This window comes from Bacillus sp. ISL-34, assembly GCF_018613325.1.
Lineage (GTDB): Bacteria > Bacillota > Bacilli > Bacillales > DSM-1321 > Peribacillus.
In genome coordinates this window covers 180,577-195,671 of record NZ_JAGGQJ010000033.1, presented here as the reverse complement: position 1 = coordinate 195,671, position 15,095 = coordinate 180,577, and the positions used below count along the sequence as shown (strand labels likewise).

The following is a 15,095-nucleotide window of genomic DNA, read 5'->3' as shown; positions in this document are numbered from 1 at the left end:
AGGATACTATATAGATAGCAATATACCGCCATTTGCAATCATCAACATCCACATGCAATCATCAGGAAATATGAATTAATTCATAAGCAATTCAGATTTGCATATGTAAACAGTGATGATTAAAAAACGCATCCTTCTAGGATGCGTCATTCGGTGACAAACTGATGAAAATCGAGTTTATCCACAGTCTTTTAAGGATTAGTACAATTTGAACGTTTCATCGCGGCACTCGCTTTCCGCGGGCGGTCTTTACGCCTGTAGGTTCGCTCGCCCTTTGACGCGCTTTCCTCGCAGGAGTCTCAACACCCGTTCCAATCAACTGGAATGTTTTTTTTAAAGAATAACCTCACCCGGCCATGATTTTAAAGTAAACAGGTTTATCCAACATGTTTTTCACTTTTTTATACGAGATGAAAACTCGCTGAATTGAGGAAATTCGCGACTAGTCGAGACCCCGGAGACGCTTGCGGCGAGGAAGCTTATAAAAAACCAAAAAGGTTTTGGAATGAAACCATTTCAAAACCTTTTTTGTCCCTGATGCATCCTTGCAAAGTCTCAAAGCTGAATTTCTTCAACTTGGTATTGCGGCGGAGCCTTCCGGAATGCTTTTGTGATATATAATAGATAACAAAAACCAATAATGAACCAACTTGTTCCCATTATTAAGGAACTCTCTTCAAGGTTGATCCAAAGAATTCCAATTGCTATAGCTCCAATTAAAGGCATTATTAAGTATTGAATACACCCCTTTAACGTTCGATGCTTCTTTTCCCGAATGATAAAATGGCTGATCACTGACAGATTTACAAAGGTAAATGCCATTAATGCACCAAAGTTGATCAGTGACGTTGCTGTCACTAAATCAAAGAATAAAGCCGATAATGAAATGACTCCAACTATGAGTACATTAATCGCTGGCGTCTTCCACTTAGGGTGAATAAACCCAATCCATTTTTCAGGAAACACTTTATCACGTCCCATAACATACAAAAGACGGGAAACGCTGGCATGCGATGCTAGTCCCGAGGCTAGCGTATTGACGAAAGTCGTACAAAGAAAAATGGATTGAAATAGCTTCCCACCTACATAAAGGGCGATTTCCGGTAATGCAGCATCCGGTTCCTTAAAACGGGATATATCCGGAAAAAAGAGCTGAATAAAGAAAGATGCGGTAATGAAGATGATTCCACCCCAAAGTGCAGTTAAAAATATCGCTTTTGGAATCGTTTTTTTCGGATCCGGCGTTTCCTCAGATAGTGTCGTTACCGCATCGAATCCCAAAAAGGAAAAACAAAGGATCGTGGCCCCGGTTATTATTGCCGAAAAGTCCATTCCTTCATTTACGAAAGGCTTTATCGTAAACACTTCTCCTGTACCTTCTCCATCATTTAAACCTTTGACAACAAGAATGATGAACACTGCCATGATGGCAATCTGAATTAAAACAAAAAGCGCATTAAAGTTTGCAAGTACATTGACGCTCCTGAGATTGAGAATGGTGACGATTGCTACGAACACTACTACCCAAATCCATGTAGGAACTCCTGGAAATAATGCTGTGAGATAAATTTTGGTCAACAATGCATTGACCATAGGTAAAAACAAATAGTCTAACAACGAAGACCATCCTACCAGGAATCCCAAATGCGGGTTTATGGCCTTTTGCGTATAAGTGTAGGCTGAACCTGCAGCAGGAAAAACCTTTACAAGTTTTCCATAGCTGGCAGCTGTAAAAAGCATCCCCACCAATGCAACGATATAGGCAGTCGGTACATGGCCGCCCGTAATCCCAGATACAATGCCAAATGTATCAAATACGACCATGGGGGTCATATATGCTAACCCCATCATAACGATTTGCCATAATTTCAGTGATCTTTTCAATGTAACCTCATTTTCCACCTATCATTCCTCCTTGAAACCGCTTTCAAACTAGTAGGTTCATTTCTTAACTAGATAAATCCCCATGCCTCCCTCTTTTTTAAAAAGTTTTACCTGTATACCTTAATGCAATTTCTGTGCCACATGATTTCGGTTTAGTTCGACAAACGAAAGACGCCAAAAATGCTACTTAATTCCTGTATTCTTAACGGCACATGATTGATTCATGGAAATGAAGTCTTGCAGCATCTCTTCATTGGCGATTCAATTTCCCATAAATTATTCGCCTTTGCATACCCCAAGCCAAAGATATCTAGTAAAAACCCTCACTAAATCAGTTACTGTGACTTGGCATGATAATTGCATGATTAATCATCTATAGGAATTCACCTATATGAGTTTCAAAATGATGAGTTTCAAAATGAGTTCCAAAACTATTATAGATATAAGAAAATGGAGGAATAGAAAAAATGAAATATCCTTTATCCCCTGATGTTAAACCAGAGTTTTGTACCACCGGATCATTTATGCGCTTACCTTCTTCAAGAGAAAATGCCAAATTGGCAGTGGTAGGTATGCCTTTTGATACAGCTGCTTCATTCAGGGTAGGAGCTCGGTTTGCCCCACAGGCAGTCCGCCAAGCATCCATGACGTTGTTTCCTTACCATCCCATTCACAAGGTATTTCCGTTTGACGAATGTAATGCAATTGATATTGGGGACGTTTCGGTGATTCCCCATAATATACATCGAAGTTATGAGATAATTGAAAAGGCCATGGCAGACTTGATGAAAAACGGTATCATTCCAATAGGCATCGGAGGAGATCATTCAGTAACATTGGCTAATCTAAGAGCTGCCGCAAAAATACACGGTCCTGTTGCACTTCTTCATTTTGATTCACATACAGATACCTGGGATACTTATTATGATGAAAAATACTGGCATGGTTCACCGTTTATCCGTGCATATGAGGAAGGCTTGCTCCAAACGGATAAAGTTTTCCAGATTGGCATCAGAGGTACGCTCAATCATCCAGGAGATATAGATTCCAGTACAGATCTAGGCTACAATGTGATAACCACGCCCGAGCTGAAGAAAAGAGGAATCGAAGATGTCGTGAAGGAAGTCAAGAAAACCATTGGGGATACACCATGTTTCTTGACCTTTGATATTGATTTTGTTGATCCATCCTGTGCTCCTGGAACTGGCACCTTGGAGGTTGGCGGTTTAAATAGCTTTGAAACCCTAGAGATGATACGCTCTCTGCAAGGATTCAACTTTATTGGGTTTGACCTGGTGGAAGTTCTCCCGCCGTACGATCCAACACAAATTACATCACTATTGGCAGCCACCATCATTCATGACTTTGCCAGTTTAGTAGCCTTACAACTAAAAGAAGAACAAAATGAGGAGAATTCAGCCGAAAAAAGTTTATAAGAGCAACAAAATAAAAAAGTCCTGAAATTCAAAAAGCATCCCTTTAGATGAAAACAGATGCTTTAGACTGTAGACAAATTCGAAGAAAGCGAGTTTGCCTACAGTTTTTTTCTATAAAAAACGTTCAAGCTGATTTCATAAAACAATAAAAAAACATATAGAAAACCATAGTCTTGTTTTAAAAGATGAGCCCCTTTCGAACCCCTTTTGTCAATAAACTGAGCATCTGTTTAGGTGAAAGCAGATGCTTTTTTCCATGTCATCTTTTATTATAGTACTGCTATTTTCACTGTAACTAATGTCATATCGGGTTATAAAAACTGGCTCCCCATCCTGTTTCCGATTTCATAAGGAATCAAAAAAACACATCCCATCTGAAAGAATGGGATGTGTTATCATTTTATTCGTCTGATTCTGCCCCAGGACGATTGTATTGTGTAGGCAGGGTGTCCCAAAAGCTTGCATCAACAGTTTCGATTGAATCATCGGCAATGGCTCTGACAGCTGCATCCAAAGTGGTTACTGTTTGCTTTATTAGATAGCCATTACTTTTTTGTCCAAGCGCCACTGACTCGATATTGTGGTCCGACATACCTCGCATCTCAAAGAGCAGTGTAGCAATATCATAACGAACGGCTGCACCATTGCGGCCTATATTTTCTCCAGAACCGCCATCATACCTACCAATATGCCCCCAACCAGTTGTTTCAATGGAGTTATATACAACAGCACCCAGTTTTTTTGACGCTTCTAACACTTCAGGCTTTACGTTAGCATTTGTAGGATAAAGAATTGAACCTGAAACAAGTTCACCATCTGTTTCACTTAGCGTCCCTTGATGATGTAAATCTATCATGTAATCTATATCGTATTTCGCAAATACATTTTCGTGTAAAGCTTTTACCTCTACTTGCATGGAATCAGTTTTTTTATCATGCTCACGGTTTAAGTCGACCCCATTTGCATTTGCCCGGGTTAGATGCCGATCACCTTTTGCTAAATAGTCATCAAGAGGGAAATTAACATCTCCCATGGCCCCATCTGCATTTAACATGGGAATGATCAGTATATTAATATTTTCCAAAATGCCTTTAGTCTTATTCGTACCTAGATGTTTAATGAATTCGAGTGCACCCTCAGTAGTCAATTGTTCATTTCCATGCTGTTGAGTTAAAAATAGTATAGTTGGATTTTTAGGATTTGTAATGTACTTCGCTAGGTAAATATCCCTTCCTTTTACCGTTTCCCCGATTACTTCCAGTGCCAGCCTTTCTTGTTTTGCATCCTGCGTTTCAAGATAGCTTACCAAGCTTTCATATGTATGAAGATTTGAAGTTGTCACTTGTCCATTTCCAGCACTGGGGCCATTTCCAACCGCTCCGACTGGTAGTGCAACTGCTGTTACAGCGCTTAACGTCATTAAACTAGATAATGAAACTGATAGAACTTTCTTTTTAAAATTCAATAAAAACCCTCCTTATCAAATTTAATAATCATGAAAAATAATCATTACTAATATTCTGACATTTTTAGCACTTTGTGTTAATAGTGTAAAATAACTATGTTTCCAATACATAGACGATATTCAAAAAAATTTTCTTTTCCCCGATGAAGAAAAACCAGGCGGGCCCCGTCTGGTTACTTCAATCTAGGCTGGAAGTTGATAAAAATATCATTTCCTCACTCAATCTTTATTATTGCCTGCCCTCCGTCAGTGGAATTGACTCGTATTGTTCCGGATTGATTTTATATACAGAGCCATCAGTAACTCCATCGATGATTCCATATAACCCTCTTTCCACTGCTTTAATAAGCATGCCTTTTTTCTTTTGGCCAAAGGACTGTGTTTGGCCTCTAACTTCAAATAGTACTGTCCCGCTTCCGTTTAAAGCAAAGGCTCCTAAAGCCGTTCCAGGAAGGTTCTGGTTTTGCGGATATAAGGATATATTTCCAAATGGTGAATTACCTTGTTCTTTCATAGCATTATATACCGCTACATTCAATTGTCTGGAAAAATCATAATTATAGTTTTTTGCATACTTGGCATACTCTTGTCCTGAAGGCGTTTTTGGATCAGGAACAAATTGAGCGGAAAGCGAGTATGTGACTAAATCATCCGTTCCATCGATTTCATAATAGGGAGCTTGGTGGTGCAAGTCGACAAAAATCTCAACCTTTCCGTATTGCTTCAGCAGAGACTTGTAAACATCACGTGTTGTTTGTGATTCAGGTGTTATGAACCAGCCAGGGGTGGATGATTTTCCAGGGAAGTCTTTAGCTTGGGGAGTATAATTTAAATCAGGATTAAAGTCACGATTGACATCAAAGCCAGGTTTGGACTCATAATCGAAAGATTCATTTTTGTAAGTATAATAGTTCCATGATGGATTTGCTCCTGCTAACTGTGGAAACTGTTCCACGACCTCTGCCCAAGTCATATCATTTCCCCGACGGTTCAATTCAGCAGCATCCGGATTCATTTTAGGCAAAGCGACAAGGGTAATTTCTTTACGAATTTTCTCCGCTTCAGGAGAATTGGTCCCCAAAAACTTCAAGATATTCAAGATGGCATCCGTACCAGTCTTCTCATTTCCATGGATCTCACTTTGAATCAAAACGACTTTGTTCCCTGTTCCCACTGTTGCTTTATAGATTTCTCTATTTCTATTGGAATATCCAGCGACATCCACTTTTACTTTACCTTGGCTATCACTCGCAATTTGTTCTAGCTTTTTCCCTAGTTCAGCATGGTCTGTAAAACCAGAAACCGAATAAGTTTGTTGAATGGGCGTTCCCGGGGATGTTTCATTAGCTGCAAATGTTGGTGCCGCAATGCTCGCCGATAAAACGGCAACTCCTAGAGTTAAAACAATTTTCCTGTTTTTCATATTACAACAATCACTCCCTTAATATATTTTTCTATCTCATTATACAAAATGGAAAAGTAGAAATATGTTGGAATTTGATGTCGCATTATGGCTTTTTTATGATTCGGGCATCTACTTTAACTCCCACGCAAAAAGATCCATGACATTTTTATCTCGGATTGTTGTTGCTCGAGGTCTGTCGAATTGATGATTTGTACTATAACATCACATTACGTTATAATAAAAGGAAAAATACGAGAAAGGGGAAAATATGAAACTCAACACTAATAGTTCTACGCCATTATACATGCAATTAAAACAATCTATTATCGAAGACATAAACAAAGGGATTTACTCTTCTGGCGAAAGATTGCCAACCGAAACAGATTTATGCGACATATATGGAGTAAGTCGTATTACTGTCAGGAAAGCGGTTTTGGACCTGGTGGAAGAAGGGTTACTAATACGGCAACAAGGAAAGGGAACATTCGTCCAATATCCTAAAGTAAAAAGAGAATTATTTGCTGTTAATGGTCATGCTGAATATATGTCAGAATTAGGAAAGATACCTCAAACTAAAATCCTTTCATTTGGGATACTGCCTGCACCGGCTAATATTTCCAAATCCTTGGAGATTACGCCTGAAAGTGATGTACTTGAATTACAAAGGATCTTATACTATGATAATCAACCTCTCACCTTAGAAATTTCTCATTATTCCTTAAAGATTCTGCCAAATTTAAATCAACATGTCCATAACTCTGTTTCCATGTATGATATCATAAAGCATAAATATAATATAACTCCTGTTCATAACACGAAACTTTTAAATATGGTATTGGCAAATGCAGATGAAGCAAAATATTTAGAATGCGAAGTGGGAGATCCCCTTTTCAAAGTGGAGAAAGTGGCATATGACGCTAAGAAGCAGCCTATCCATTCATCCTTCCTATATTATCCTGCTAATCGCGTGACCTTTACGATTGATAGTTCAATATCGCAAGAAAAAGGTAACGAATCCCCCTCCTAATCCGGGATCTCGTTACCTTTTTTCATCCATGCATATTTTAAACCATCATATGGTCAGGATTATATACTTTACCATAACCAAAAGCACCATAATCCTGACAGGTTTGGGAGGCAACTAACGCTCCTTTTTGTAAAGCTTTATATACATCTTGTCCTTGGACATAAGATGAGAGAAAACCAGCAATAAAGGAATCTCCCGCCCCCAACGTATCTACAACTTTGGTTTGGATAATAGCTTGTTCATATAATTGATTTTCAATTGATAATAGTGCTCCCTTTTCCCCACGAGTAACACATATCACTTTTGTGCCGAACGAATGCACCTTTTGAATCAGTGCGTTGCACTCTGCTTCGTTCAAGTTGCTTCCGGAAAAAAATGCATAAGCTACATACGGACAAACTTTTTGTAAATATTGATCCTCTTGATTTGTCGAAAAATCAAATGAAATGTCAATGAATGGGCTTAATATTGGAAGATTATGCTCTATACGGCTATATACACTAGTATGAAGAAGGTCGTGTTGCCGAATATAATCCAAATCCTTGTCATTCAGTACAATCCCCAATTTAGATTGAATTCCCCCTTTATTGGAACCAATAAAAATTCGGTCCCCGTCCTTATCCAACGCGACGACTGCCATACCATTCTCCCCTACTGCTTGTCTTACTCTACTAATCTCTATCTTTTCCTTTTGCAATACCTCTAACACATGATCTGCTGCCCCGTCATTTCCTACAATGCCAATATATGATGATTGCTCATCATTTAAACGATTGCACAATACTGCCACGTTTAATGAATTGCCGCCAGGATAAATCTTTCCTTGGTCTTTATAAAAATCTACTACGTTATCTCCAATTCCAATTAATTTCATGCCTGTTCCCCCTGTTATCATTTTACACTTCCACTAGCAATTCCACGGATAAAGTACTTCTGCATGAATAAAAATAAAATGACGATAGGTGCCGCTGAAATCGTTAATCCGGAAAGTAACACTCCCCAATCGGTTTGCAGTGCATCTCGAAATTGCATTAAACCGGCAGGTATCGTACGTAAACTATCATCGTCTATAAAGATGATGGCGAACATGAATTCATTCCATGTATAGTAAGCTGTTAAAATTGTCGTTGTTAATAAAATAGGCTTACTCATAGGAATGAAAATTCTAAAAAGGATTCCAAGGTTTGTGCATCCATCCAACCGGGCAGCCTCTTCCAGTTCTTTCGGAATGGACAGGAAGTAGGCCCGAATCAACAAGATGGTTAGCGGAATTCTGTATGCCACATAAGGTAAAATTAACGCCCAATGGGTGTTATATATACCTAGCTTCTGAATTATATTATACAAAGGGATCAGGCTTACTTGGGGGGATAGCATCAACCCCCCTAAGCATATGACCAAAATGAAAGCCTTTCCACGAAAATCAAAGCGAGATAATCCGTATGCACCTAACGCACTTACTAATACCGTTAGAATGCAAGTCAAGCCAGTAACAATGACACTATTTAAAAAATAGGAGGAAATACCACTATTCCAAGCTGTTACATAATTTTCAAACAACCATGTATGTGGAAGGGACCAACTATGGTTGAAAATTTCCTCTGTGCTTTTGAAAGAGCTTATGACCATCCACAATAAGGGATATGCAACAACAAGAAAGTAGGCGATCAAGCCTGCATAGACAAGCGCTAGTCTCATATTATAGGCTTTTCTTTTCCTAGCATATTTTAGATTTTCCACAACTAATTCCGGTACTCTGATAGTTGATTTAGGCATCTCCATTATTAGTCCTCCTTTCCTGTTTTAAATATTTTCATTTGAACAAGAGAAATAAGTAACGTAATAATTAAGATAACCGTAGCAATGGCAGAAGCATAACCCATCATATCTTTTGAAAAAGCCGTTTTATATAAATAGGTACTTAGGACTTCCGAAGAAGTACCCGGTCCCCCTCCGGTTAAGATATATGGCTCATTAAATACTGTAAAAGCACCTGTCAGTGTTAATATTACGGCTACAAATGTCATTTCCTTCGTTTCTGGAACCGTAATGTGAAAAAACGTTTTTATTTTATTCGCTCCATCCATTTCAGCTGCTTCATATAGCTCAGGTGAAATTTTTTGAATGGATACGATATATAACATAGCTATATAACCAATCGATTGCCACTGTGAGACAGCAATGACTGCATAGATTGCCGTTTCACTATCCCCCAACCATGGTAGTGCTAAATTATTCAATCCAATCATTTTAAGGAACTGATTTAACAATCCGACTTCCGGGTTGTAAAAAAATGAAAACAGCAATGCAATGACTGTCATTGAAACGACGACTGGTAAGAAATAGACCGTTCGAAAGATAGGTGAAAATTTACGGATTAATTTATCTTCTAAAACAGCTGCAACAATTAACCCTCCAAAAACCTGGAAAACAATTGAAATGACTGCATAAAGAATATTATTTTTTAAAGCTTCATAAAATACGGGATCTTTAAACAAAGTAAAGTAGTTGTCCAACCCCACAAATGCTTTATTTGGTGAAAAAGTACTCCAATTATACAGACTATCGCCAATATTCTGGAAAATAGGGATATAAACTAGCAGTAAAAAAACTAAGGCTGGAAGAAGATATAGATAAGGTACAAATTTATCGAGTTTTATCATTAAAAGATCACTCCCTAATAAAACGTGAAAATGATATCCCTTATTTCCCCGCTTCGATTCTAACAGTATCGGCGGCTTTTTGAACATCACGCATAATTTGTTTAGGTGTTTTATCTCCATTTAACATCATTTGTGTCCCTGTTAAATAGGCATCTGCAATACGTGCATCAATGCTCATGTCAAACCATGGGGCCATTGCCTTTGCGTTTAATATGCTTTGAACCGCTTCCAGCTGTTCTGGGGAAGAATTATTTTCATTCACTGTACCTTCAACTGCACTATACTTGCCCACATCAGTGACTAGTTTCTCTCCCATCTGTTTAGTGGTTAAAAACTTTAAAAACTCCATCGCCTCTTTGGGATGCTTTGTCTTGGAAGAAATCATAAAGCCCTCAGGCGAACCCGTTAGATTTGTTTGATTACCTTTTCCGCCTTCTACTTCAGGAAAGTTAAACATTCCAAGTTCAAACTTAGTGGGTCCAAATAGTTTGATTTCTGCCGTTTCTGCATAAATCATAGGTGCCTTACCATCTGAAAATTGCTGCCTAGCATATTCATGATCTATTGAATTCGTATTCTCATTAAAATAAGGTAACAACTCCTGGAATTTTTCAAGCGCTTTTATGTAGTCGTCATCCTTGAATTTTCCGGTTTTTCGATTATAATCCATTGTCAGCACTTCCGGTCTAACAAGGCGTTGATTCAATGTGCCCACATAATGTGAAATTGTCCAAGTATCTTGACTGCCGAATTGAAGGGCTGTATAGTTATTCTTTTTTAACACTTTTAATACGTCGATTAATTCATTCCATGTTTTAGGCGGGTTTATGTTCAATTTTTCGAAGACATCCTTGTTATAGAAAAACATTTTCCCATCCATTGTTACGGGGACACCATACACCTTATTATTAAATGTATATGGTTTGACTTGGGATGGAACGAGTTGAGAAGACCATTTCGGATCGTTTTTAAAATAAGAAGTTAAATCCAAAGCTTTATTGCCTCGCACAAACTGACTGGCAAATTCATCACTCCATGAGAAATAAACATCAGGTGGATTATTTGTACCAGTCATTACTTTAATTTTGTCTTTATACGAATCGTTTAGCACTGCTTCGGTTTTAATATTAATATCGGGGTTTTGTTTTTCAAATTCTTTTACAACTTCATTAAAGTAAGTTTTTTCCGGTTCCTTTGGCCACCTATGAAAAAATGTTAAGGTAGTTTTTCCAGCATCTGATTCTGAAGATGTTTTTTCACCAGAACATCCCCCAAGCATTAAAGATAAACTTAAAAATGATGCTAATATAAGTTTTGTTTTTCTCATGAATACCCTCCTTCTTATAAATGCTTTTATCATCAGGAAATTATACTATAATGTTATAAAACATTATAGTATAATTCGTAAATAAAATATACAGAATATTAAGTTTTCTCCAACTATTAGTATTCTACTTTCCACATATAACGCCTTTTGCTTAAAGGATGATTACGCGCTTCCGCTAATTCTTCTGCATATTGACGCAATACACGATTTAAGATAAGCGGAGCAATATATCCTTTTACTTCTTCATCGATACCATCAAGATCATACTGTTTTGCATCTAACACCGTTAGCTTTTTGCCATAACGCTGAGAAAAAGATAATGCCCTTTCTTCTAATGGTCTTGTTTCATCCAATCCCAATAGAATGATAAACGGTACATTTTCATCAATAATTTCGAATGGTCCATGGAAGTACTCACCAGCATGAATGGCATGTGAGTGGATCCATTGCATTTCCATTAAGATACAAATACTAAAAGAATAAGCTGTCCCATAGTTGGAACCACTTGCCATTGTATAGATAACAGGTTCTTTTGCATGAGATTGGGCGAATACTCTTGCATTAGAAGCTTCTTGCTGTAGAGCTTTTTCATACACTGGCTGTAAATTCTCTAAACTTGATACTAGTTTTCCAAACTTCTCATTGTTTTCCGCTATATGAAGTACACCAAAAACTAGTTGATATAAAACACTGAGGTTTGTATCAAAGGCGTTTACACCGTTACCCCATTCATATTTAATGAAAAGGTCCGCATTTTGGGCTAATGGTGATCCTGGTTCATTCGTTAATGCCACTGTAAACGCACCTTTACTTTTTGCAAACTTAGCCGCTTCTGCCGTTTCGGGAGTTGTTCCAGACATAGAGCATAAAATTACTAAAGATTCCTTCCCTAGTTGTTGTGGATTACGATGAATAAACTCATTTGAACTATATAGATCGGAAGTTATATTTTTTGCTTCACGATCCAGTATATACTTAGCCGAATACATAATGGCAGAAGATCCCCCGCAAGCTACAAAATAAATATTGTTGATTTTCCTACCCTTTAATTGATCCAATACTGTTTTCACATTACTTTTTACATTAATAACCGATTTACTCATTTTCCCACTCCTTTAATATTTGATATACAACATTATGTAATGTTATATATTGTTATATTAAATCATCAACTTTCTTTAGTCAATGCATTTGTCAGAATATTTTATTTATTTCTTTACCATGAATCAGTTAGCCACTACATCGCGGTTCTTTTTCCCATCAAAGTTTTCATGGCAAATTTATTTGTTTACAGATGTAATTAACGTTCACTTAAACATCTAATGTTGCAAGCTATTCTTACTTTTTTCTAATTTTCCCAACCATTAATAATAACAATGGCAGAATAAAACAAATCGTTAAGGATAATGGTGTCCAAGCTGTAGCCATAAAGTTATGATAATGCACTATATCGGGATGTGAAAAGATGGTAAAAGTGAGAATTAGAAAAGCTAATGGGAATAGAAGAATTTTGTAATTTTTTAATCCTAGCAATTGAGCTAGTCCTAAGGCGAGTCCATAAAAGCATATGGTCAACTTAAAATACTCCGTAAAAACCCAAATGAAGGCCACAATGACCTCGACCCTTTCAAAAAAATTCCCGATGCTTATCCTCATCCCCAGTTTATAAGAAGGATAGGTCAACCTTGCTGTATTATCAGCACCCAATACGAGGATACTGAAAATGATCACTAAAAATAGAACGCCGCCACCTAAAAAAGTCCCTAAATAAAAGTTTTTCTTCATTTCAGCCTTTTCGTTTACATATGGAGTGATCATTAAAAAGAAAACCAGCTGAACATAAGGCAGTGCTAAAGAGTGATATGATCCCCTCATTATCGGTTTCATGCCTTCTTCAAATATAGGTTGCAGATTTTCGATTTTGATATCCGGGATAAGAAATACGAATAATATGAAAAGCAGCAGTACAAGCCAAGGAAAAAAGATTAATGCAGTCCGGCAGATAACTTCCAATCCTAGCCGTGCACCAAATAAGCTTGTTAATATAAACATGATCATAATCATTTCCATAGGTGTCTCAACCAGAACCTGTGTTGAAAAAAAGTTCCCAATTTCACTAAGTAACGCTGAAGAAAGGTAATATAAATAAAATAGGAATAGCAGTGCCGAGACCTTCCCAATCCATTTCCCAAATATTTTTTCATTAACTTCTATATACGTCATGGATGGGTAAAGTGAGGCGAGCAGGGTAAATAATAAAACGAAACATAAACCGATGATAGTAGCTATTATATAGGCAATCCAGCCATCCTGTTTTGCTAATGAGACAAGTACGGAAGGTAAAGTAAGTATCGCTCCTCCTATGGTGAATATGATGACTAATATAAGAAATTCACCAGAGCTGATTTTTCCTTTTTCGAGCATATTCGATACCTCCCTAGGATAAAATACGATCCATGAAATGAGCGAGTGGACTATATATTTTCGTTATCCAGTCTATAGGAGTGGGAATGGTAATATCCTTGATTATTAAAATACTCAGCGTCATGCCAACTAAGAGCAATAAAATGAAAATGACAATTTCCTTCCAGCATTTCTTTTTAATAAGTGGTGGTATTTCGAAAAATGAAATAATAGCTCCAGTACACACTGTTCCAATAATTGCCCACATTGATCTTTACTCCTCGATTTCTTTTTGGAAGGATTCTGATATGGTTCCTAAATTGCGAATCTTCGCTTTAACGCTTACATTCACGTCCAAATTTGCGAATTCCTGATCCCAATTTTCTTCTAAACGTTTCCATGCTTTAGGATCTGTTCTATGAATTTCTTCACCAAAACCGAAAATGTCACTTTGATACTTCTCTTGAAGCGTTTTTATCGATCCTTCTATTTTATCTTTAATGTTTTTTTCGTATCTTTTATTCAATTCTTCGATTTTTTCGGGTTTAGTTAAATCGATTGTGCATTCTACTTCACCTATACTCCCTTCTGTCGTGACATTTATATCAATTTTCGGATTTCCTTTTTCCATTTTCCCTTTGATTTTCGTTTTTGAACTAGTCGTGTTGACCGTAATTTGCTCACCTTCACATGGAATATTTACCGCAGTGGACTTAACATGATCAGTAATGTAACTAACACCTTTACTGTCGCTTCTGTTTAACCAGCCGACAAGTTTATCCTTCTTGAACACTCCAAGATAATCCAATCGCAAACCGGATTTCGGGGAGAGATTTTGTGCATTCGTAACATTGCTTCCGGATTCGGGCTCACCATAAACGTAAATCCCCGTTAGCATGGCCTGTCTGCCTTTACTGACGATACTGCTGACCAGCTCATCCAAAGTGACCGTCCTTGTCGGCGCCCACCTTTTCTCTGAATTTTCCAAGGAGTCAAAAACTTTATTTGCCGGTATTTTTTCAAGAGCCGTTTGCACATTAAGGGTATCATAAGCAGTTGACCCCTTCGCAACAGTCATATAGAAATCCGAACGCAACTCCTTTTGCCGGGAAAGGACATCCAGAGGTTTTCCAATTCCTGCCCTGGCCATTTCCTCACCAAAGACAACTTCACGAAGATGTGCTACATATAACCTCCTTGGTACATCAGTTGATAAGCTTCTAAATGCTTCAAAAATGGTTGCACCGCTTTTCCTAAAGGTTACAACTTCCGTGCGACCAGATCTGGCATCACCTGCCAGCTCACTGGAATTTAGAACTTGGACGGTTACAAGGTATCCATCTTCTTTTTTATCAATTCCCATGGCAGTAACAATGGCAAGTTCATTCAGCTCAATGCTGCTCCAACAGCCGGATAAGCAAATTATAGGTAACATTAAAAATACCATGAACATTTTTTTCATCGTGAACCCTCATCATCTCATCA

The 15,095-nt window shown here is 37.7% G+C and carries 13 protein-coding genes; 2 read left to right on the top strand and 11 right to left on the bottom strand.

All coding sequences use genetic code 11. The features are described from left to right. Positions 1-555 precede the first annotated feature (555 nt). The gene (locus tag J7E52_RS22100; RefSeq protein ID WP_309476924.1) at positions 556-1,902 is read right to left on the bottom strand and encodes an APC family permease; all 1,347 of its coding nucleotides are present in this window, start codon (positions 1,900-1,902) and stop codon (positions 556-558) included. A gap of 449 nt (positions 1,903-2,351) precedes the next feature. Between J7E52_RS22100 and speB the strand changes: the two genes are divergently transcribed. Continuing rightward, entirely contained in the window at positions 2,352-3,320 is a 969-nt protein-coding gene (gene speB / locus J7E52_RS22095; RefSeq protein ID WP_214750543.1) for an agmatinase, read from the top strand. Between the two features lie 400 nt (positions 3,321-3,720). Here the strand turns inward: speB and J7E52_RS22090 are convergent, their stop codons facing one another. Further along, positions 3,721-4,785: a M14 family zinc carboxypeptidase gene (locus tag J7E52_RS22090; protein ID WP_286197999.1), complete on the bottom strand. Its 1,065-nt coding sequence runs from the start codon at positions 4,783-4,785 to the stop codon at positions 3,721-3,723. Positions 4,786-5,014: 229 nt separating this feature from the next. Continuing rightward, positions 5,015-6,208, bottom strand: coding sequence for a M14 family zinc carboxypeptidase (locus J7E52_RS22085; RefSeq protein ID WP_214750542.1), 1,194 nt, complete (start codon positions 6,206-6,208; stop codon positions 5,015-5,017). Between the two features lie 250 nt (positions 6,209-6,458). Between J7E52_RS22085 and J7E52_RS22080 the strand changes: the two genes are divergently transcribed. After that, entirely contained in the window at positions 6,459-7,217 is a 759-nt protein-coding gene (locus tag J7E52_RS22080; RefSeq protein ID WP_214750541.1) for a GntR family transcriptional regulator, read from the top strand. 37 nt (positions 7,218-7,254) lie between these two features. Here the strand turns inward: J7E52_RS22080 and J7E52_RS22075 are convergent, their stop codons facing one another. The 8 genes from J7E52_RS22075 to J7E52_RS22040 all read right to left on the bottom strand — a co-directional run bounded on the left by J7E52_RS22075 (position 7,255) and on the right by J7E52_RS22040 (position 15,072). Beyond that, positions 7,255-8,091: a PfkB family carbohydrate kinase gene (locus J7E52_RS22075; RefSeq protein WP_214750540.1), complete on the bottom strand. Its 837-nt coding sequence runs from the start codon at positions 8,089-8,091 to the stop codon at positions 7,255-7,257. Between the two features lie 17 nt (positions 8,092-8,108). Further along, the gene (locus tag J7E52_RS22070) at positions 8,109-8,999 is read right to left on the bottom strand and encodes a carbohydrate ABC transporter permease (protein ID WP_214750539.1); all 891 of its coding nucleotides are present in this window, start codon (positions 8,997-8,999) and stop codon (positions 8,109-8,111) included. A 2-nt stretch (positions 9,000-9,001) separates the two neighbouring features. Further along, entirely contained in the window at positions 9,002-9,880 is an 879-nt protein-coding gene (locus J7E52_RS22065; RefSeq protein WP_214750538.1) for a carbohydrate ABC transporter permease, read from the bottom strand. A gap of 40 nt (positions 9,881-9,920) precedes the next feature. Next, positions 9,921-11,207: an ABC transporter substrate-binding protein gene (locus J7E52_RS22060; protein WP_214750537.1), complete on the bottom strand. Its 1,287-nt coding sequence runs from the start codon at positions 11,205-11,207 to the stop codon at positions 9,921-9,923. Between the two features lie 116 nt (positions 11,208-11,323). After that, a complete protein-coding gene (locus tag J7E52_RS22055; RefSeq protein ID WP_214750536.1) occupies positions 11,324-12,310 on the bottom strand; it encodes an SIS domain-containing protein in 987 nt (328 codons plus the stop codon). A 235-nt stretch (positions 12,311-12,545) separates the two neighbouring features. Continuing rightward, positions 12,546-13,631: a GerAB/ArcD/ProY family transporter gene (locus J7E52_RS22050; RefSeq protein ID WP_214750535.1), complete on the bottom strand. Its 1,086-nt coding sequence runs from the start codon at positions 13,629-13,631 to the stop codon at positions 12,546-12,548. A 13-nt stretch (positions 13,632-13,644) separates the two neighbouring features. Then, positions 13,645-13,878, bottom strand: coding sequence for a hypothetical protein (locus J7E52_RS22045; protein WP_053535516.1), 234 nt, complete (start codon positions 13,876-13,878; stop codon positions 13,645-13,647). Positions 13,879-13,884: 6 nt separating this feature from the next. Continuing rightward, on the bottom strand, positions 13,885-15,072 hold the full coding sequence (locus J7E52_RS22040) for a Ger(x)C family spore germination protein (protein ID WP_214750534.1): 1,188 nt from the start codon (positions 15,070-15,072) through the stop codon (positions 13,885-13,887). Positions 15,073-15,095 lie beyond the last annotated feature (23 nt).

Coding starts and splice junctions, on each gene's coding strand:
- speB (WP_214750543.1), top strand. CDS start 2,352: ATGAAATATCCTTTATCCCCTGATGTTAAACCAGAGTTTTGTACCACC.
- J7E52_RS22085 (WP_214750542.1), bottom strand. CDS start 6,208: ATGAAAAACAGGAAAATTGTTTTAACTCTAGGAGTTGCCGTTTTATCG.
- J7E52_RS22080 (WP_214750541.1), top strand. CDS start 6,459: ATGAAACTCAACACTAATAGTTCTACGCCATTATACATGCAATTAAAA.
- J7E52_RS22075 (WP_214750540.1), bottom strand. CDS start 8,091: ATGAAATTAATTGGAATTGGAGATAACGTAGTAGATTTTTATAAAGAC.
- J7E52_RS22070 (WP_214750539.1), bottom strand. CDS start 8,999: ATGGAGATGCCTAAATCAACTATCAGAGTACCGGAATTAGTTGTGGAA.
- J7E52_RS22065 (WP_214750538.1), bottom strand. CDS start 9,880: ATGATAAAACTCGATAAATTTGTACCTTATCTATATCTTCTTCCAGCC.
- J7E52_RS22060 (WP_214750537.1), bottom strand. CDS start 11,207: ATGAGAAAAACAAAACTTATATTAGCATCATTTTTAAGTTTATCTTTA.
- J7E52_RS22055 (WP_214750536.1), bottom strand. CDS start 12,310: ATGAGTAAATCGGTTATTAATGTAAAAAGTAATGTGAAAACAGTATTG.
- J7E52_RS22050 (WP_214750535.1), bottom strand. CDS start 13,631: ATGCTCGAAAAAGGAAAAATCAGCTCTGGTGAATTTCTTATATTAGTC.
- J7E52_RS22045 (WP_053535516.1), bottom strand. CDS start 13,878: ATGTGGGCAATTATTGGAACAGTGTGTACTGGAGCTATTATTTCATTT.
- J7E52_RS22040 (WP_214750534.1), bottom strand. CDS start 15,072: ATGAAAAAAATGTTCATGGTATTTTTAATGTTACCTATAATTTGCTTA.